17 protein-coding genes and 1 tRNA gene are annotated in these 17,981 nt (G+C 69.9%); 17 read left to right on the forward strand and 1 reads right to left on the reverse strand.

The window, feature by feature from the left end:
* Window positions 1-61: 61 nt before the first annotated feature.
* From ABWO84_RS06460 to ABWO84_RS06540, 17 genes are all read left to right on the forward strand, one after another.
* Window positions 62-1,411 carry an RsmB/NOP family class I SAM-dependent RNA methyltransferase gene (locus ABWO84_RS06460; protein WP_353113690.1) on the forward strand — a complete coding sequence of 450 codons (1,350 nt, stop codon included), beginning with the start codon at window positions 62-64 and terminating at the stop codon, window positions 1,409-1,411.
* A gap of 12 nt (window positions 1,412-1,423) precedes the next feature.
* A complete protein-coding gene (gene rpe, locus ABWO84_RS06465) occupies window positions 1,424-2,104 on the forward strand; it encodes a ribulose-phosphate 3-epimerase (RefSeq protein ID WP_353113691.1) in 681 nt (226 codons plus the stop codon).
* Entirely contained in the window at window positions 2,101-2,364 is a 264-nt protein-coding gene (locus ABWO84_RS06470; protein ID WP_353113692.1) for a phosphoribosyl-ATP diphosphatase, read from the forward strand. Before rpe ends, ABWO84_RS06470 begins: the two co-directional genes overlap by 4 nt.
* 37 nt (window positions 2,365-2,401) lie before the next feature.
* Window positions 2,402-3,241 carry an ATP phosphoribosyltransferase gene (gene hisG / locus ABWO84_RS06475; RefSeq protein WP_353113693.1) on the forward strand — a complete coding sequence of 280 codons (840 nt, stop codon included), beginning with the start codon at window positions 2,402-2,404 and terminating at the stop codon, window positions 3,239-3,241.
* Window positions 3,241-4,032: an imidazole glycerol phosphate synthase subunit HisF gene (hisF, locus tag ABWO84_RS06480; RefSeq protein ID WP_353113694.1), complete on the forward strand. Its 792-nt coding sequence runs from the start codon at window positions 3,241-3,243 to the stop codon at window positions 4,030-4,032. The genes hisG and hisF overlap by 1 nt, the downstream gene beginning before the upstream one ends.
* A complete protein-coding gene (hisI, locus tag ABWO84_RS06485; RefSeq protein WP_353113695.1) occupies window positions 4,029-4,385 on the forward strand; it encodes a phosphoribosyl-AMP cyclohydrolase in 357 nt (118 codons plus the stop codon). Before hisF ends, hisI begins: the two co-directional genes overlap by 4 nt.
* On the forward strand, window positions 4,382-4,972 hold the full coding sequence (locus ABWO84_RS06490; RefSeq protein ID WP_353113696.1) for a Trp biosynthesis-associated membrane protein: 591 nt from the start codon (window positions 4,382-4,384) through the stop codon (window positions 4,970-4,972). The genes hisI and ABWO84_RS06490 overlap by 4 nt, the downstream gene beginning before the upstream one ends.
* 42 nt (window positions 4,973-5,014) lie before the next feature.
* Window positions 5,015-5,245 carry a DUF6704 family protein gene (locus ABWO84_RS06495; protein WP_353113697.1) on the forward strand — a complete coding sequence of 77 codons (231 nt, stop codon included), beginning with the start codon at window positions 5,015-5,017 and terminating at the stop codon, window positions 5,243-5,245.
* Window positions 5,245-6,021: an indole-3-glycerol phosphate synthase TrpC gene (trpC, locus tag ABWO84_RS06500; RefSeq protein WP_353113698.1), complete on the forward strand. Its 777-nt coding sequence runs from the start codon at window positions 5,245-5,247 to the stop codon at window positions 6,019-6,021. Before ABWO84_RS06495 ends, trpC begins: the two co-directional genes overlap by 1 nt.
* Window positions 6,018-7,226, forward strand: a complete 1,209-nt coding sequence (trpB, locus tag ABWO84_RS06505) for a tryptophan synthase subunit beta (RefSeq protein ID WP_353113699.1) — start codon at window positions 6,018-6,020, stop codon at window positions 7,224-7,226. Before trpC ends, trpB begins: the two co-directional genes overlap by 4 nt.
* On the forward strand, window positions 7,223-8,026 hold the full coding sequence (trpA, locus tag ABWO84_RS06510; protein ID WP_353113700.1) for a tryptophan synthase subunit alpha: 804 nt from the start codon (window positions 7,223-7,225) through the stop codon (window positions 8,024-8,026). Before trpB ends, trpA begins: the two co-directional genes overlap by 4 nt.
* A gap of 10 nt (window positions 8,027-8,036) precedes the next feature.
* Entirely contained in the window at window positions 8,037-9,035 is a 999-nt protein-coding gene (gene lgt / locus ABWO84_RS06515; RefSeq protein ID WP_353113701.1) for a prolipoprotein diacylglyceryl transferase, read from the forward strand.
* A 151-nt stretch (window positions 9,036-9,186) separates the two neighbouring features.
* Entirely contained in the window at window positions 9,187-13,707 is a 4,521-nt protein-coding gene (gene gltB / locus ABWO84_RS06520; protein ID WP_353113769.1) for a glutamate synthase large subunit, read from the forward strand.
* Window positions 13,700-15,166, forward strand: a complete 1,467-nt coding sequence (locus ABWO84_RS06525; RefSeq protein ID WP_353113702.1) for a glutamate synthase subunit beta — start codon at window positions 13,700-13,702, stop codon at window positions 15,164-15,166. The genes gltB and ABWO84_RS06525 overlap by 8 nt, the downstream gene beginning before the upstream one ends.
* Before the next feature lie 55 nt (window positions 15,167-15,221).
* Window positions 15,222-16,670 carry a pyruvate kinase gene (pyk, locus tag ABWO84_RS06530; RefSeq protein ID WP_353113703.1) on the forward strand — a complete coding sequence of 483 codons (1,449 nt, stop codon included), beginning with the start codon at window positions 15,222-15,224 and terminating at the stop codon, window positions 16,668-16,670.
* Between the two features lie 62 nt (window positions 16,671-16,732).
* Window positions 16,733-16,815 (forward strand) — tRNA-Leu (locus ABWO84_RS06535).
* A gap of 57 nt (window positions 16,816-16,872) precedes the next feature.
* Window positions 16,873-17,493: an ANTAR domain-containing response regulator gene (locus ABWO84_RS06540; protein WP_353113704.1), complete on the forward strand. Its 621-nt coding sequence runs from the start codon at window positions 16,873-16,875 to the stop codon at window positions 17,491-17,493.
* A 22-nt stretch (window positions 17,494-17,515) separates the two neighbouring features.
* Here ABWO84_RS06540 and ABWO84_RS06545 read toward each other — a convergent pair whose 3' ends face one another.
* The gene (locus ABWO84_RS06545; protein ID WP_353113705.1) at window positions 17,516-17,956 is read right to left on the reverse strand and encodes a hotdog fold thioesterase; all 441 of its coding nucleotides are present in this window, start codon (window positions 17,954-17,956) and stop codon (window positions 17,516-17,518) included.
* Between the last annotated feature and the right edge of the window lie 25 nt (window positions 17,957-17,981).

Consider the following 17,981-nt stretch of genomic DNA (forward strand, 5'->3'; position numbering starts at 1 on the left):
GCACGGAGGACGTCCGCGACCGCCGGGCGCCGAGGACACCCGCGCCGGAAGGAAACGGAGCGTGCAGCCGGCGCGTCGCGTCGCGTTCGACGTGCTCCGCGCGGTCTCCGAGTCCGACGCCTACGCGAACCTCCTGCTCCCGTCGGCCATCGCCGAGGCGGGCCTCGACCAGAAGGACGCCGGGCTCGCCACCGAGCTCGCCTACGGGACGCTGCGTCGTCGTGGCACCTATGACGCGATCATCGCCGCGGCCGCCGGACGACCGATCGACGGTATCGACCCCCCGGTCCTCGACGCGCTCCGGCTCGGCGTGCATCAGCTGCTCTCGACGCGCGTGGCCGACCACGCAGCGGTCAACGAGACCGTGAACCTCGTCGCCGCCGTGCAGGGGCGGGGGGCTTCCGGGTTCGCGAACGCGGTGCTGCGGAGGATCACCCGAGAGTCTCCGGAGGCATGGCAGACCGCGATCGAGGATCAGGCGCGCTCCGACGACGAGAGGCTCGCCCTGCGTGCGGCGCATCCGGTCTGGGTCATCAGGGCCCTGCGCCGTGCGCTGGCGGCGGAGGGGCGCGCGGGTGAGCTGGAGGCGCTGCTCGACGCGGACAACCGCTCGCCCGAGGTCACACTCGTCGCACTCCCGGGGCTCGCCGAGCCGGGGGAGCCCCGCCGTCCGTTCGCCCAGACGGCCTTCGGCTCGCCCGGAGGGGACCCGCACCGGATCGTCGAGCAGGCCGCGGGGACGATCCGCGTGCAGGACGAGGGCTCCCAGCTCGTCGCGCTCGCCCTCGCGGCAGCCGCTCCGTTGCGCGCCGGAGAGAAGTGGCTCGATCTGTGCGCCGGGCCGGGCGGGAAGACCGCCCTCCTCGCTGCGATCGCCCGGCAGCACGACATCTCCCTCGAGGCGAACGAGGTGGTCCCCACACGGGCCCGTCTGGTGCGGAACGCCCTCCGGGGCGTGCCCGGCGACGTCGTCGTGCACGAGGAGGACGGGCGGGACCTCGCCCGCTCCCGCCCGGGAGCGTTCGACCGAATCCTCGTCGACGCCCCGTGCACCGGGCTTGGAGCGCTGCGTCGTCGCCCGGAGGCGCGCTGGCGGAAGAGCCCCGCCGATGTCGCCGAGCTCGTCGCGCTGCAGGTGCAGCTGCTGTCCGCCGCGGTCGATGCGCTGGCTCCCGGCGGGATCGTCGCCTATGCCACCTGCTCACCGCACCTCGCGGAGACGACGGGCGTGGTCTCCGAGATCCTGCGCGGGCGTGACGACCTCGTCGAGCTCGACGCGCGCGCAGTGCTGGAGAGCGTGGTCCGCACGCCGATCGACCTCGCCGGCGACGGCTCCGGCAGGGTGCAGCTCTGGCCGCATCGCCACGGCACCGACGCCATGTTCCTCGCGCTGCTGCAGCGCTCACGATAGGAGAGCAGCACCATGCACCTTCCCGACGCCCCGCGCATCAACCCGAGCATCCTCGCCGCCGACTTCGTCAACATGCAGTCCGAGCTGGCGCGGATCGCGTCCGCGGACTTCGTGCACGTCGACGTGATGGACAACCACTTCGTGCCCAACCTCAGCTTCGGACCGCAGATGGTCGAGCGGATCCAGCAGACGAGCCCGATTCCGCTCGACGTGCACCTCATGATCAGCGATCCCGATCGCTGGGCGCCCGGGTACGCCGAGCTCGGCGCCGCGAGCGTGACCTTCCATCTCGAAGCGGCGGCGGATCCGGTCGGACTCGCCCGGCGACTCCGCGGGATCGGCGCGCGTGCGGGCATCGCGATCAAGCCGGGGACGGCGGGGGAGGCCCTCTACGACGTGCTCGACGAGTTCGATCAGATCCTCGTGATGACCGTCGAGCCGGGATTCGGCGGCCAGGGGTTCATGGCGGAGACCATGCCGAAGCTCCGAGCGCTCCGGAAGGAGGCTCGCCGCCGTCATGCGGACGTGTGGTTCCAGGTCGACGGCGGGATCTCCTTCGACACGATCGCGCAGGCGGCAGAGGCCGGCGCGGACACGTTCGTCGCGGGCTCGGCGGTCTATGGCGCGGACGACGTCGAGGCGGCCGTCACGGGGCTCCGGGAGCGTGCGCGAGCCGCTAGCCTGGAAGCGTGAAGACTTTCGACGAGCTGTTCGCCCAGCTGCGCCAGACGGCGGAGAGCCGTCCCGAGGGATCGGGGACGGTCGCTCAGCTCGACCGCGGCGTGCATGCGATCGGCAAGAAGATCGTCGAGGAGGCGGCCGAGGTCTGGATGGCCGCCGAGTACGAGTCGAAGGATGAAGCCGCCGAGGAGATCTCGCAGCTGCTCTACCACCTGCAGGTGATGATGATCGCGAAGGGCCTGGAGCTCGAGGACGTCTACCGACATCTCTGAGCCGCTCCGCTCCCTCCCTTCGACACGAAAGACATCCATGCTCCGCATCGCCGTTCCGAACAAGGGCTCGCTCTCCGAGACCGCCGCCGAGATGCTCGCGGAGGCCGGGTACGCCGGTCGCCGCGACCCCAAGACACTGCACGTGATCGACGCCGAGAACGACGTCGAGTTCTTCTTCCTCCGCCCCCGTGACATCGCGACCTATGTGGCCTCCGGGGCTCTCGACGTCGGGATCACCGGCCGCGACCTGCTGCGCGACGTCCCGCAGCAGGCCCGCGAGATCGAAGCCCTCGGCTTCGCGAAGTCGACGTTCCGGTTCGCCGGACCTCCCGGACGCTACTCGTCGATCGAGGAGCTCGCCGGCGTCCGGGTCGCATCGGCGTACCCGGGTCTCGTCGACGCCTTCCTCCGCGAGCACGGAGTGGAGGCGGAGCTCGTCCCGCTGGACGGCGCGGTGGAGTCCGCCGTGCGGCTCGGCGTCGCCGACGTGATCGCCGACGTGGTCGAGACCGGCACGACGCTGCGTCAGGCGGGACTCGAGATCTTCGGGCCGGTGATCATCCAGTCCGAGGCCGTGCTCATCAGCCGCCCCGGCGAGGCGGAGGGCACCGACACCCTGCTCCGTCGCCTTCGGGGCGTGATGGTCGCGCGGCAGTATGTGCTGCTCGACTACGATCTCCCGGTCGCCCTCGTCGACCAGGCCGTGGCGATCGCGCCGGGTCGGGAGTCGCCGACGATCTCCTCGCTCCGCGATCCCGAGTGGGTGGCGGTGCGCGTGATGATCCCGCGTCGCGGGGTGAACCAGGTGATGGACGCCCTCTACGCCCTCGGCGCGCGCGCGATCCTGGTCACCGCGATCCACGCGGCGAGGCTGTGATGACGCTCGCGGCCCGCGTGATCCCGTGCCTCGACGTGTCCGCCGGGCGCGTCGTGAAGGGGGTCAACTTCCAGAACCTCCGCGATATGGGCGATCCGGTCGAGTTGGCGGCGCACTATGCGTCCCAGGGCGCCGACGAGATCACCTTCCTCGATGTGACGGCGACCGTCGACGGACGCGCGACGACCTACGACGTGGTGCAGCGCACCGCGGAACAGGTCTTCGTGCCGCTGACCGTCGGCGGGGGAGTGCGCAGCGTCGAGGACGTGGCGCGTCTGCTCTCGGTCGGCGCCGACAAGGTCGGTGTGAACTCCGCAGCGATCGCCCGCCCGGAGCTCATCGACGAGATCGCCGACCGGTTCGGCGCACAGGTGCTCGTGCTCTCGCTCGACGTCAAGCGCGCGGCAGGCACGCGATCCGGATTCGTGGTGACCACCCACGGCGGCCGGACCGAGACGACGCTGGACGCCGCGGACTGGGCCCGGGAGGCCACGGAGCGCGGTGCGGGGGAGCTGCTCGTGAACTCGATCGATGCGGACGGTACGAAGGACGGCTTCGATCTCGAGCTCGTCCGCCTGATGCGCGAGATCGCACCCGTCCCGGTCATCGCCTCGGGCGGTGCGGGATCGGCGGCGGATTTCCCGCCCGCGATCGCCGCCGGCGCCGACGCGGTGCTCGCCGCGAGCGTCTTCCACGGCGGCCAGCTCTCGATCGGCGACGTGAAGGATGCCCTCCGCGGCGCCGGAGTGGTGGTCCGGAACACGGCGTCCGGAGAGGATCGGTCCGCATGAGCGATCTCGACGAGCGCATCGCGGGCGTCGCATGGAACGCCGACGGTCTGGCGCCGGCGATCGTGCAGCAGTGGGACACCCGCGAGGTGCTGATGCTCGCCTGGATGGACGAAGAGTCGTTGCGGCGCACGCTGACCTCGGGGCGCGTCACCTACTGGTCGCGCTCCCGACAGGAGTACTGGCGCAAGGGCGACACCTCCGGCAACATCCAGATGCTCCACTCTGCGCAGCTCGACTGCGACGGCGACACGATCCTGCTGCAGGTCGACCAGACGGGCGCCGCCTGTCACACGGGCACACGGACCTGCTTCGACGGCAGGGACCTGCCGGCCGGCGACGGGGCACGGGCATGAGCCTGTTCGAACGCGGACGCAGCACCTCTGTGCTGGCCTTCATCGCGGCGGGCGGCATCGGCGTGATCTCCTCGACCCAGACCTGGCTCGAGGTGCACCGCGCCGACGGTGCCGAGCCCCTGCTCGTCAGCGGTGCGCATGCGCTGCCCCTGCTGGCGCCCCTGACGCTGGCCGTGCTGGCTCTCGGCGCCGCGCTGTCGATCGTCGGCCCGGTGCTGCGCTACGTCTTCGGGGTGCTCGCCGCCCTGGCCGCGGTCGCGCTCGGCATCATGACCCTCCCCCTGGTCGTCGACCCGCCCCTCTCCGCCGTCGCCTCCTCGGTGACCGAGGCGACCGGACTCGCCGGAGAGGCCGCGTTGCACGATGTCGTCGGGAGCATCGCGCCGAGTGTCTGGCCCGGGATCGCCTTCGCCTGCTGGATCCTGCTTCTGCTCGCCTCGCTCTTCGTCATGGTCAGCGCCCGGCGCTGGAAGGCGGGAGGGCGCCGCTACCGCACCGCGGACTCCGCGCACGGAGTCGCAGACGGGCCGCTCGACGCCGTCGAATCATGGGACGACCTGTCCCATGGCACCGATCCGACGCGCTGAGCCCGATAGACTGAACCCACGCCGACCTTCCCGGAGGAGAACATGACCAACTCGATCGCAGACCCCGGACACGGACACTCGCCTGCCGCGTGGACCGCCGTCGTGATCATGCTGCTCGGCTTCACGATCGGCACCGTGTTCTTCTGCCTCGAGCTCGCGCCGATGGTGTGGGCCTCGGCCGTCCTCATCCTCGTCGGTCCGATCGTGGGCTGGATCATGGCCCGGGCCGGCTACGGGGTGAACGGCCCCAAGTACACGCCGAAGGCGCACTGATGGTCCTCGCCGACCTCACGGCCGGCGCTGTGGAAGACGCCGAAAGGCGCGCCCTGACCCGGCCTCTCTCCCAGGTGGAGCGCGAGGCGCTGGCGCGACCCGCTGCCCGGGATGCGCTGGCGGCCCTCGCTCCCGCGGATCGCGTGAAGATCATCGCCGAGGTCAAGCGCGCCAGCCCGTCTCGCGGCTCCCTCGCCGACATCCCTGACCCCGCCTTCCAGGCATCGCTCTACGAGCAGGGCGGTGCTTCGGCGATCAGCGTCCTCACCGAGGAGCGCCGCTTCGGCGGCTCCCTCGCCGATCTCGAGGCGGTGACGTCGCGCGTCTCCCTGCCGGTGCTGCGCAAGGACTTCATCGCGACGCCCTATCAGGTGTTCGAGGCCCGCGCGGCGGGTGCCGACCTCGCTCTGCTGATCGTCGCCGGGCTCAGCGTCCCGGTCCTCACCGAACTGTACGGTCTCATCCGGGAGCTCGGCATGACCCCGTTGGTCGAGACGCACTCGGCCGAGGAGCTCGAGGTCGCGATCGATCTGGGCGCCGAGCTCATCGGAGTGAACGCCCGCGACCTCAAGACGCTCGAGCTCGACCGCGACCTCTTCGGCCGGCTCGTCGACCGCATCCCCGCCGGAGCGGTGAAGATCGCCGAGTCGGCGGTGCTCTCCCCAGCGGACGTCGCGCACTATCGGCAGGCCGGCGCGGACGTCGTACTCATCGGCGAGGCGCTCGTCACCGGCGACCCCGTCGCCACCCTGCACAGCTTCCTGGAGGTGGGATGAGTCTCCGCGACCAGCACGGCCCGTTCTTCGGCGCCTACGGTGGGCGCTACATGCCCGAGTCGCTGATCGCGGCCATCGACGAGCTGACGGCGGCCTATGAGTCGGCGATGATCGATCCGGCGTTCCGTGACGAGCTCGCACGGCTGCTCTCCTCCTATGCGGGCAGGCCGTCCGCGCTCACCGAGGCGCCCCGCTTCGCGGAGCACGCCGGCGGGGCGCGGGTCTTCTTGAAGCGGGAGGACCTCAATCACACCGGTTCGCACAAGATCAACAACGTGCTGGGGCAGGCCCTGCTCACCAGGCGGCTGGGCAAGACGCGTGTGATCGCCGAGACCGGCGCCGGGCAGCACGGCGTCGCCACGGCGACGGCGGCGGCGCTCTTCGGCATGGAGTGCACGATCTACATGGGCGAGGTCGACACCGAGCGCCAGGCGCTCAACGTCGCCCGTATGCGTCTCCTCGGCGCCGAGGTCGTGCCCGTCACGACCGGCTCGCGCACGCTCAAGGACGCGATCAACGACGCCTACCGCGATTGGGTCGCGTCGGTCGAGACCACCAACTACATCTTCGGAACGGCGGCGGGCCCGCATCCGTTCCCGGCCATGGTTCGCGACTTCCAGAAGATCATCGGCGAGGAGGCCCGCGAGCAGCTGCTGACCGAGGCCGGGCGCCTTCCCGACGCCGTCGTCGCCTGCGTCGGCGGCGGGTCGAACGCGATCGGCATGTTCGACGCGTTCCTCGACGACGAGGGCGTCGCCCTCTACGGCGTCGAGGCGGCGGGAGACGGCGTCGACACCGAGAAGCACGCGGCGTCGATCGAGCGCGGACGCCCCGGCGTGCTGCACGGAGCCCGGACGTACGTGCTGCAGGACGAGGACGGACAGACGATCGAGTCGCACTCGATCTCGGCCGGCCTGGACTACCCGGGGGTCGGACCCGAGCACTCCTGGCTCGCCGACATCGGTCGCGCCTCCTACATCCCCGCGACCGACGATGAGGCGATGCAGGCCCTTCGTCTGCTGAGCCGCACGGAGGGGATCATCCCCGCCGTCGAGTCCGCACACGCCCTGGCCGGCGCTCTGCGCATCGGACGCGACCTCGGACCTGACGGCATCATCGCCGTCTGCCTCTCCGGCCGCGGAGACAAGGACATGGACACCGCGGCGCGGTACTTCGAGCTGTACGACGAGGAGAACGCAGGATGAGCCGCGTCGAGGCTGCGATCCAAAAGGCGCACGACGAGGGCCGCGGAGCGTTCGTCGGCTATCTCCCGGTGGGCTTCCCCGATCTGGACACCAGCATCCGGGCGGCGATCACGTTGGCGGAGAACGGCGCCGACGTGATCGAGCTCGGCCCGCCGTATTCCGATCCGGTGATGGACGGCGCGATCATCCAGGAGGCGACGCAGAAGGCCCTCGCCGGCGGCTTCCGCATGCGAGATCTCTTCACAGCGGTGAAGGCCATCACCGCGGCGACGGATGTCCCCGTCGTCGTGATGACCTATTGGAATCCCGTGATCCAGTACGGCGTCGACCGCTACGCCGACGACCTGCTCGCTGCAGGCGGCGCAGGCCTGGTCACCCCCGACATCACGCCCGAGGCCGCGGGGGAGTGGATCGCGGCGAGCGAGCGGACCGGACTCGACCGGATCTTCCTCGCCGCTCCGACCTCGACGGACGAGCGCCTCGACCTGGTGGTGTCCTCCTCGACCGGATTCGTCTACACCGTGTCGACGATGGGCATTACGGGGGAGCGCGCCGAGCTCGACCGGGCCGCACGGACGCTCGTCGAGCGCCTGAGGTCGCGCGGTGCGAGCCGTGCCTGTGTCGGCATCGGCATCTCCACCGCCGAGCAGGTTGCGGGCGTGACCGGCTACGCCGACGGCGCGATCGTGGGCACGGCGCTGGTCCGCGCCCTCCGCGACGGCGGTCTCGACGGCCTCGCGGAGACCACCCGTTCGCTGGTCGCGGGCACGCCGTCCGCGCGTTTCCACCTCGCCGACTAGAATCTCTCTCATGTCCCTCGCGCTCCACAGCAGCCTCGCCGGCGTGCTCGCCAGCATCCCGAGCCCGCCGTCCCGCAGCTTCCCGATCTTCGGGCTGACGATCCACTACTACGCGCTGTGCATCATCGCGGGCATCATCGTCGCTGTCTTCCTGACGAACCACCGCCTCACCAAGAGGGGTGCGGAGCGGTGGGTCGTGATCGACATCGCGATCATCGCGGTCCCCCTCGCGATCATCGGTGCGCGGATCTTCCACGTGCTCACCCACCCGAACTTCTACTTCGGCCCGGGCAAGAACACCTGGAACCCCTTCGAGCCCGGCTCGGTCTGGGCGATTTGGGAGGGCGGCATCGCCATCTTCGGCGCCCTCATCGGCGGCGCCGTCGGCGCGTGGCTGGGCTGCCGCTGGACCGGCATCCGGTTCTGGTCGTTCGCCGATGCGCTCGCCCCCGGACTGCTGCTCGCCCAGGCCATGGGACGCTTCGGCAACTGGTTCAACCACGAGCTCTTCGGCCTGCCGACCGATCTGCCCTGGGGGCTGGAGATCGAGAAGTCCAACATCGCCTTCCCCCCGGGTCTCCCCGAGGGGACCCTGTTCCACCCCACGTTCCTCTACGAGGTCATCTGGAACGGGCTGGGCGTGCTCTTCCTGCTCTGGGCGGGCCGACGGCTGCGCCTGCAGTGGGGCAAGCTCTTCGCCTGCTACCTCATCTGGTACAGCGCCGGCCGCATCGTCTGGGAGTCGATCCGCATCGATCCGAGCGAGATCTACCTGGGCCTGCGCAGCAACGTCTGGGCGGCGATCATCGGCGTCGTGGTCGGCATCGTGATCCTCATCGTCCAGACGCACCGGCACCCCGGCATCGAGCCGTCTCCCTACCAGCCGGGGCGGATCCCCGCGGCTGAGGTACAATCGGACAACCCCGACGACTTCGTCGACGTGAGCGAGCCTCCGGTCGACGAGCAGATCACCGGAGCCACCGCCACGAGCACCGCTCCTACGAGCTGAGGACAGCCCCCGCCGTCCTCTCTCTCCGAGGGGATTCCATCGCACAAGCGGGCCAACGTCGTCCCCGGTGTCATCTGAGATCTGAGGACGGTGACTGGTGTACTTCCAGCCTCCCTATGGCGCCTCCGGCGCCTACCCCCCGAAGCAGGGGATGTACGACCCGGCGTTCGAGAAGGACGCCTGCGGCCTGGCAATGGTCGCGACGTTGCGCGGCGAGGCCGGGCACGACATCATCGCGCTGGCGCTCGAGGCGCTGCGCAACCTGGAGCATCGCGGCGCGATCGGCTCCGACGCGGGGACCGGCGACGGGGCCGGGATCCTCACCCAGATGCCGGACGCGTTCCTCCGTTCCGTCACGGAGTTCGAGCTTCCTCCGGTCGGCGAGTACGCCGCAGGCCTGGCGTTCCTCCCTCGGGAGTCGAGCGCCCGCCGCGAGCAGAAGGCCGGCATCGAGCGCATCGCCGCAGAGGAGGGCCTGACGGTCCTCGGTTGGCGCATGGTCCCCACGGCCAATGAGAACCTCGGCAAGCTCGCCGACGAGGCCCGCCCGGCCTTCGAGCAGCTCTTCGTCTCCCGCCCCGGCGCGGGAGGAGACGGCGCCTCCTCCGGACTCGCGCTCGACCGCATCGCCTACCGGCTGCGCAAGCGCGCCGGACACGAGCTCGACGCCTACTTCGTCTCCCTGTCCGCCCGCACGTTGGGTTACAAGGGCATGGTCACCACGCTCCAGCTGGAGCCCTTCTACCCGGACCTCCAGGACGAGCGGTTCGCCTCCGAGCTCGCCGTCGTGCACTCCCGGTACTCCACGAACACGTTCCCCTCGTGGCCCCTCGCCCAGCCGCTGCGTATGCTCGCCCACAACGGGGAGATCAACACGGTGGGCGGCAACCGCAACTGGATGCGCGCCCGGCAGTCGCAGCTGGAGTCGGAGCTCCTCGGTGACCTCGCTCCGCTCCTGCCGATCTGCACCGACGGGGCGAGCGACTCCGCCTCGTTCGACGAGGTGCTCGAGCTGCTGACCCTCACGGGGCGCAGCCTTCCGCACGCCATCATGATGATGGTGCCGGAGGCCTGGGAGAAGCAGACCGGACTCGACCCCGAGCTGAGGGCCTTCTACGAGTACCACGCGAACCAGATGGAGCCCTGGGACGGTCCGGCGGCGCTGATCTTCACGGACGGCACGCTGGTCGGCGCGACGCTCGACCGCAACGGACTCCGGCCAGGCCGTTGGACGGAGACGACCGATGGCCTGGTCGTCATCGGCTCGGAGACGGGCGTGCTGGAGTTCGAGCCCGCGCGCATCAAGAGGCGCGGTCGTCTGCGTCCCGGCCGGATGTTCCTCGTGGACACCGCACAGGGCCGCATCGTCGAGGACGATGAGATCAAGCACGAGCTCGCCTCGCTGCACCCCTGGCGGGAGTGGCTCGACGCCGGGGCCGTGCGGCTCGGCGACCTGCCGGAGCGGGAGCACATCGTGCACCCGGCGGCGTCGATCACGCGCCGCCAGCGCACCTTCGGCTACACGGAGGAGGAGGTGCGCATCCTCCTGACCCCGATGGGCCAGAACGGCGCGGAACCGCTCGGTGCGATGGGGTCGGACACGCCGATCGCCGTGCTCAGCGACCGGCCGCGGCTGCTCTTCGACTACTTCGTGCAGCAGTTCGCCCAGGTGACGAACCCGCCACTGGACGCGATCCGCGAGGAAGTCGTCACCAGCCTCCGCCTCGGCCTCGGCCCGGAACGCAATCTGCTGTCCTGGGGGCCGGAGCACGCCGAGACCGTGACGCTCGACTTCCCGGTGATCGACAACGACGAGCTCGCCAAGATCCGCCACATCGACCGGACGCTGCCGGGTAAGGCCAGCGCGACGATCAAGGGCCTCTACCACTTCGACGCCGGCTCGCACACGATGGCGGAGCGGCTCGAGGAGATGTGCGCAGAGGCCGATGCCGCGATCGCCCGCGGCGCGGAGTTCCTGATCCTCTCGGACCGCGATTCCAACAAGGACCTCGTCCCGATCCCGTCGCTGCTCATGGTCGCCGCGGTGCACCATCACCTCATCCGCAACCAGACCCGCATGAAGGTCGGCCTGGTGGTCGAGGCCGGTGACGTGCGCGAGGTGCACCACGTCGCGACGCTGATCGGATACGGCGCCTCGGCGATCAACCCCTACCTCGCGATGGAGACTGTCGAGCACCTGGTGCGCACCGGCTTCATCACGGGCATCAGCCCCGACGCGGCCGTGCACAACGTGATCCATGCGCTCGGCAAGGGCGTGCTGAAGATCATGTCGAAGATGGGCATCTCCACCGTGTCGTCCTACGCGGGCGCGCAGGTCTTCGAGGCGATCGGACTCAGCCAGGAGCTGATCGACGCCTACTTCACCGGGACGACGACGCGCCTGGGCGGCATCGGGATCGAGGAGGTGTTCGCCGAGAACCAGGCGAGGCACGACTTCGCCTACCCCGAGGACGCCGCAGCGCGCGCCCACGAGAGGCTGTGGACCGGCGGCGAGTACCAGTGGCGCCGAGACGGATCGCCGCATCTCTTCAACCCCGAGACGGTCTTCCGGCTGCAGCACTCCACCCGCACGCGGCGCTACGACGTGTTCCGCGAGTACACGCAGCTCGTCGACGATCAGGCTCGTGAGCTGAAGACCCTCCGCGGGCTCTTCGAGCTGCGCACGGGGGATCGTACTCCCGTGCCGATCGACGAGGTCGAACCGGTGTCGGAGATCGTCAAGCGGTTCTCCACGGGTGCCATGAGCTACGGCTCGATCTCGCAGGAGGCGCACGAGACACTCGCGATCGCGATGAACCGTATCGGCGCGAAGTCGAACACCGGCGAGGGGGGAGAGGATCCCGAGCGGCTGGTCGACCCCGAGAGGCGCAGCGCCATCAAGCAGGTGGCGTCGGCACGATTCGGCGTCACGAGCCACTACCTCACCGAGGCGGACGACATCCAGATCAAGCTCGCCCAGGGCGCGAAGCCCGGCGAGGGCGGTCAGCTGCCTCCGCAGAAGGTCTACCCCTGGGTCGCCCGGACGCGACATGCCACACCCGGCGTCGGGCTGATCTCGCCGCCTCCGCACCACGACATCTACTCGATCGAGGACCTCAAGCAGCTCATCTTCGATCTGAAGAGGGCCAACCCGCAGGCGCGGATCCACACCAAGCTCGTGAGCCAGTCCGGCATCGGCGCGGTCGCCGCGGGCGTCGCGAAGGCTCTGAGCGACGTCGTCCTCGTCTCCGGCCACGACGGCGGGACGGGCGCGAGTCCACTGAACTCCCTCAAGCACGCCGGTACCCCGTGGGAGCTCGGACTGGCCGAGACCCAGCAGACGCTCATGCTCAACGGCATGCGCGACCGCGTCGTGGTGCAGGTCGACGGCCAGCTGAAGACCGGGCGCGATGTCGTCATCGGCGCGCTGCTCGGCGCCGAGGAGTTCGGCTTCGCGACCGCGCCGCTCGTGGTGAGCGGATGCATCATGATGCGCGTCTGCCATCTCGACACCTGCCCAGTGGGGGTCGCGACGCAGAACCCCGTGCTGCGCGAGCGCTTCACCGGCAAGCCGGAGTTCGTCGTGAACTTCATGGAGTTCATCGCCGAGGAGGTGCGCGAGCTGCTCGCGTCCCTCGGATTCCGGCGCCTGGACGAGATCGTCGGACGCACCGACCTGCTCCGCACCGACGCCGCGATCAGGCATTGGAAGACGGACGGTCTCGACCTGTCCCCGGTGCTCGAGGGCCCGGCCTTCCCGGCCGACGAGCCGCGGCGCAGCGGCCGTGCACAGGACCACGAGCTCGACGGGCACTTCGACGTGGAGCTCATCCGCATGTCGCAGGAGGCCCTCGACGAGCGGGCGCCGGTGCTCATCGAGCTGCCGATCCGCAACACCGAGCGCGCCGTCGGCACGATGCTCGGCCATGAGGTCACCGCGCGCTTCGGCGCCGAGGGCCTGGCGCGCGAGACGATCGACGTGACGCTGCACGGCACTGCCGGTCAGTCCCTCGGAGCCTTCCTCCCGTCGGGCATCGCGCTCCGTCTCGAAGGCGACGCCAACGACTACGTCGGGAAGGGGCTGTCGGGCGGCGACATCACGATCCGTCCGCCGAGGGAGGCGACCTTCGCACCGCAGGACAACGTGATCGCAGGCAACGTCATCGGCTACGGGGCGACGGCGGGGACGCTGTTCATCTCCGGAGTGGTGGGGGAGCGGTTCCTCGTCCGCAACTCCGGTGCGACCGCGGTCGTGGAGGGCGTGGGCGACCATGCGCTGGAGTACATGACCGGCGGCCTCGCCGTGATCCTCGGCCCCACGGGCCGCAACCTCGGAGCGGGGATGTCGGGCGGCACCGCCTACGTGCGGGACCTCGACCTCGCACGGGTGAACCCCCAGGCCATCGCCTCGGGGGAGTTGCGCCTCGAGCCTCTCGACCGTGCCGATCTCGAGCTGCTGCGTGGTCTGCTCGTCGAACACGTCGAACGCACCGGCTCGCCGCTCGCCCAGGCCCTGCTCGAGGACTTCGAGACCGTGGCCGACACATTCACGAAGGTGCTGCCGCGGGACTTCGCCGCGGTGCAGAACATGCGTCAGGAGGCGGAGCAGGCGGGCATGGACCCCGACGGCGACGCCGTCTGGCACCGGATCCTGGAGGTGACCGGTGGCTGACCCCAAGGGCTTTCTGAAGAACACGGAGCGCGAGCTCCCGGCGCGCCGGCCGGTGCCGGTGCGGATCATGGACTGGAAAGAGGTCTACGAGCCCGGCGACACCGCCGTGCTGCGCCGGCAGGCAGGCCGCTGCATGGACTGCGGCGTGCCCTTCTGCCATGCGGGATGCCCGCTGGGGAACCTCATCCCGGAGTGGAACGACCTCACCTGGCGCGGCGAGGACCGCTCGGCGATCGAGAGGCTCCACGCCACCAACAACTTCCCGGAATTCACGGGGAGGCTGTGCCCCGCGCCCTGCGAGAGCGCGTGCGTGCTGGGGATCAACCAGCCCGCGGTGACGATCAAGCAGATCGAGGTGTCGATCATCGACGAGGCGTTCGCGCACGACTGGGTGCAGCCGCAGCCGCCGGAGCGCCTCACGGGCAAGACCGTCGCGGTGGTGGGCTCAGGCCCTGCGGGGCTGGCGGCTGCGCAGCAGCTCACACGCGCCGGCCACACGGTCGCGGTGTTCGAGCGCGACGACCGCATCGGCGGTCTGCTGCGCTACGGCATCCCCGACTTCAAGATGGAGAAGCAGCACATCGACGCCCGCATCACGCAGATGCAGGACGAGGGCACCCGCTTCCGCACCGGTGTCGAGATCGGCAGGGACATCGGCTGGGACGAGCTCCGGGCCCGCTATGACGCGGTGCTCGTCGCGACCGGCTCGACGGTTCCTCGCGATCTCCCGATCCCGGGACGCGACCTCGACGGCATCCACTTCGCGATGGACTATCTCGTCCCCTCGAACCATGCGGTCGCCGGGGACGAGGTCATCGGCCAGGTGACCGCCGAGGGCAAGCACGTCATCGTGATCGGCGGCGGCGACACCGGGGCCGACTGCATCGGCACCGCGCACCGCCAGGGTGCACTGAGCGTGACGAACCTCGCGATCGGGAAGCAGCCGACCCCGACCCGACCGGACCACCAGCCGTGGCCGATGATGCCGAACGTCTTCGAGGTGCAGTCCGCGCACGAGGAGGGCGGAGAGAGGGTCTACCTCGCCTCGACCGTCGAGTTCCTCTCGGACGACGACGGCCGGGTCCGCGCGCTCCGCGTGGCGGAGACCGAGTACATCGACGGCCGTCGAGTGCCCAAGAGCGGGACCGAGCGGGAGATCCCCGCCGATCTCGTGCTGATCGCGATGGGCTTCACCGGGCCGGAGACCGCGATGTTCCGCGACGGTGACGCCCCGGAGCTGACCGAACGCGCCAACCTCCGCCGTGGCGACGACTACCAGACCACGGTCCCGGGGGTGTTCGTCGCCGGCGATGCCGGCCGCGGTCAGTCGTTGATCGTCTGGGCGATCGCCGAGGGCCGCGCCGCCGCCGCGGGCATCGATCGCCATCTGATGGGGACCACGGTGCTTCCGGCGCCGGTCAAGCCATCGGATGTCGCGCTCGGCCTGCAGCCCGCGTAGGCTGGCGGCGGCAACGTCGCCGAATCGTGAATACCCCATATCCCCTGGAGAAGCTTTGAGACGCGCGAAAATCGTCGCCACACTGGGCCCTGCCACTTCGACGTACGAGACGGTGCGTGCACTGATCGACGCCGGCGTGGACGTCGCCCGCCTGAACCTCAGCCACGGCGACTACAGCGTGCACGACGCGAACTATGCGAACGTGCGCCGCGCCGCCGAGGACGCCGGGCGGGCCGTCGCGGTCCTGGTCGATCTGCAGGGCCCGAAGATCCGGCTCGGCAAGTTCGAGGCCGGCCCCTACGAGCTCGCCGTCGGCGACATCTTCAAGATCACCACCGAGGACATCCTCGGCAACAAGGAGATCTGCGGCACCACGTTCAAGGGCCTCCCGCAGGACGTGAAGCCGGGCGACTTCCTGCTGATCGACGACGGCAAGGTGCGCGTCGAGGTCGTCGACACCGACGGCACCGTCGTGACCACCCGCGTAGTGGTCGCGGGCGCCGTCTCGAACAACAAGGGCATCAACCTGCCCGGCGTCGCCGTGAGCGTGCCCGCGCTCAGTGAGAAGGACGAGTCGGACCTGCGATGGGGGCTGCGCATCGGCGCCGACATCATCGCGCTGTCGTTCGTCCGCAACGCGGAGGACGTCACCCGCGTCCACGAGATCATGGCGGAGGAGGGCGTCCGCATCCCCGTGATCGCGAAGGTCGAGAAGCCCCAGGCGGTCGACGCACTCGACGAGATCGTCGCCGCATTCGACGGGATCATGGTCGCCCGCGGAGACCTCGGCGTCGAGCTGCCCCTCGAGGCCGTGCCGATCGTTCAGAAGCGCGCGGTCGAACTCGCCCGGCAGAACGCCAAGCCCGTGATCGTGGCGACGCAGATGCTCGAGTCGATGATCTCGAGCCCGGTGCCGACGCGCGCCGAGACCTCCGACGTCGCGAACGCCGTGCTCGACGGCGCCGACGCGGTGATGCTCTCGGGTGAGACGAGCGTGGGAGAGTACCCCGTGATCGTCGTCGAGACCATGGCGCGGATCATCGAGTCCACCGAGGAGCACGGGCTGGAGCGGATCCACCCGCTCACCAACCGTCCGCGCACCCAGGGCGGCATCATCACGCTCGCGGGCGAAGAGGTCGCGGAGTTCGTCGGCGCGAAGTTCATCTGCGTCTTCACGCAGTCGGGCGACTCGGCGCGCCGCATGTCCCGCCTGCGCCCCCGCATCCCCATGATCGCCTTCACCCCGGACCCGCACATCCGCCGTCGCCTGGCGATGACCTGGGGCATCCGCACGGCGCTGGTCGACCTCGTCGAGCACACCGACCTGATGTTCCACCAGGTCGACGAGTACCTGCTCGGCCAGGGGCTCGCCTCCGAGGGCGACCCGGTGGTCGTCATCTCCGGATCGCCTCCCGGGATCGTGGGCTCCACCAACGACATCCGCGTCCACAAGGTCGGGGACGCCGTCGGCGGAGCAGCGCCGATCTACAAGGCCAAGGCCTGATCGGATCGTGAAGGGGCGGAGCTGCGGCTCCGCCCCTTTCGCGTGCGCTACAGTCGATGCGGGCCGGCGTGGCGGAATGGCAGACGCGGAGCACTCAAAATGCTTTGTCCGAAAGGGCGTGTGGGTTCGAGTCCCACCGCCGGCACTCCCCGGACCCGGGGCGGCACCAGCCGACCGCGGTCCGCAACGATAGGATTGAACGGTGACCGAGCAAGAGCAGCAGCCTGAGCAGCCCACGGCATCCGCACCGCGACGCGTCGTCGTCGCCGAGGACGAGTCGCTGATCCGTCTCGACATCGTCGAGATCCTCCGCGACAACGGCTTCGACGTGGTGGGAGAGGCCGGCGACGGGGAGACCGCGGTCGCCCTCGCCACGGAGCTGCGCCCCGACCTCGTGGTGATGGACGTGAAGATGCCTCAGCTGGACGGCATCAGCGCGGCGGAGAAGCTCCACAAGAACAACATCGCCCCGGTGGTGCTGCTGACCGCGTTCAGCCAGAAGGAGCTCGTCGAGCGCGCGAGCGAAGCCGGCGCGCTCGCCTACGTCGTGAAGCCGTTCACCCCGAACGACCTTCTCCCGGCGATCGAGATCGCTCTCGCCCGCCACGAGCAGATCATCACGCTCGAGGCCGAGGTCGCCGACATGGTCGAGCGCTTCGAGACCCGCAAGCTCGTCGACCGGGCGAAGGGCCTGCTCAACGAGAAGATGGGCCTCAGCGAGCCGGAGGCGTTCCGGTGGATCCAGAAGGCCTCGATGGACCGTCGTCTGACGATGCAGGACGTCGCAAAGGCGATCATCGAGCAGCTCGCTCCCAAGAAGTGACGGGGAGACCCGCTCCGGCGGGTCAGCCCGCCTCCTTGATCATGTTCGTGATGCGGATCGTGGAGCAGCGTCGTCCCTGATCGTCGGAGACGACGATCTCGTGCACGGTGATGCTGCGGCCGAGATGGATCGGCGTGCAGACGCCGGTCACGGTCCCCGACGTCGCCGATCGCGTGTGCGTCGCGTTGATGTCGACGCCGACGGCGAGCCGGCCGGGCCCGGCGTGGAGGTTCGCCGCCATCGATCCGAGCGACTCGCCGAGCACCACATAGGCGCCACCGTGGACCAGGCCGACCGGCTGCGTATTCCCCTCGACCGGCATTGTCGCCACGCTGCGCTCGATGGAGAACTCCGTGAAACGGATGCCCATCTTCTCGGCCAGCGCGCCCATGCCGCGCGAGGTCGCCCACTGCAGTCCGGGGGACGTCGGGGCGGCGCTCAGGTCGGTGTCTTCGGGGCTCATGCTCTCGGGCTCCACTCTCTCCTCG

Source organism: Microbacterium sp. (assembly GCF_040394595.1).
Classification (GTDB): Bacteria; Actinomycetota; Actinomycetes; order Actinomycetales; family Microbacteriaceae; genus Microbacterium.

Excerpts from the sequence above, each read along its gene's own strand:
- gltB (WP_353113769.1), top strand. The coding sequence starts at position 9,187 with ATGTACGACCCGGCGTTCGAGAAGGACGCCTGCGGCCTGGCAATGGTC.
- hisF (WP_353113694.1), top strand. The coding sequence starts at position 3,241 with ATGACGCTCGCGGCCCGCGTGATCCCGTGCCTCGACGTGTCCGCCGGG.
- ABWO84_RS06545 (WP_353113705.1), bottom strand. The coding sequence starts at position 17,956 with ATGAGCCCCGAAGACACCGACCTGAGCGCCGCCCCGACGTCCCCCGGA.
- lgt (WP_353113701.1), top strand. The coding sequence starts at position 8,037 with ATGTCCCTCGCGCTCCACAGCAGCCTCGCCGGCGTGCTCGCCAGCATC.
- hisI (WP_353113695.1), top strand. The coding sequence starts at position 4,029 with ATGAGCGATCTCGACGAGCGCATCGCGGGCGTCGCATGGAACGCCGAC.
- hisG (WP_353113693.1), top strand. The coding sequence starts at position 2,402 with ATGCTCCGCATCGCCGTTCCGAACAAGGGCTCGCTCTCCGAGACCGCC.
- ABWO84_RS06490 (WP_353113696.1), top strand. The coding sequence starts at position 4,382 with ATGAGCCTGTTCGAACGCGGACGCAGCACCTCTGTGCTGGCCTTCATC.
- trpA (WP_353113700.1), top strand. The coding sequence starts at position 7,223 with ATGAGCCGCGTCGAGGCTGCGATCCAAAAGGCGCACGACGAGGGCCGC.
- trpB (WP_353113699.1), top strand. The coding sequence starts at position 6,018 with ATGAGTCTCCGCGACCAGCACGGCCCGTTCTTCGGCGCCTACGGTGGG.
- ABWO84_RS06495 (WP_353113697.1), top strand. The coding sequence starts at position 5,015 with ATGACCAACTCGATCGCAGACCCCGGACACGGACACTCGCCTGCCGCG.
- trpC (WP_353113698.1), top strand. The coding sequence starts at position 5,245 with ATGGTCCTCGCCGACCTCACGGCCGGCGCTGTGGAAGACGCCGAAAGG.
- rpe (WP_353113691.1), top strand. The coding sequence starts at position 1,424 with ATGCACCTTCCCGACGCCCCGCGCATCAACCCGAGCATCCTCGCCGCC.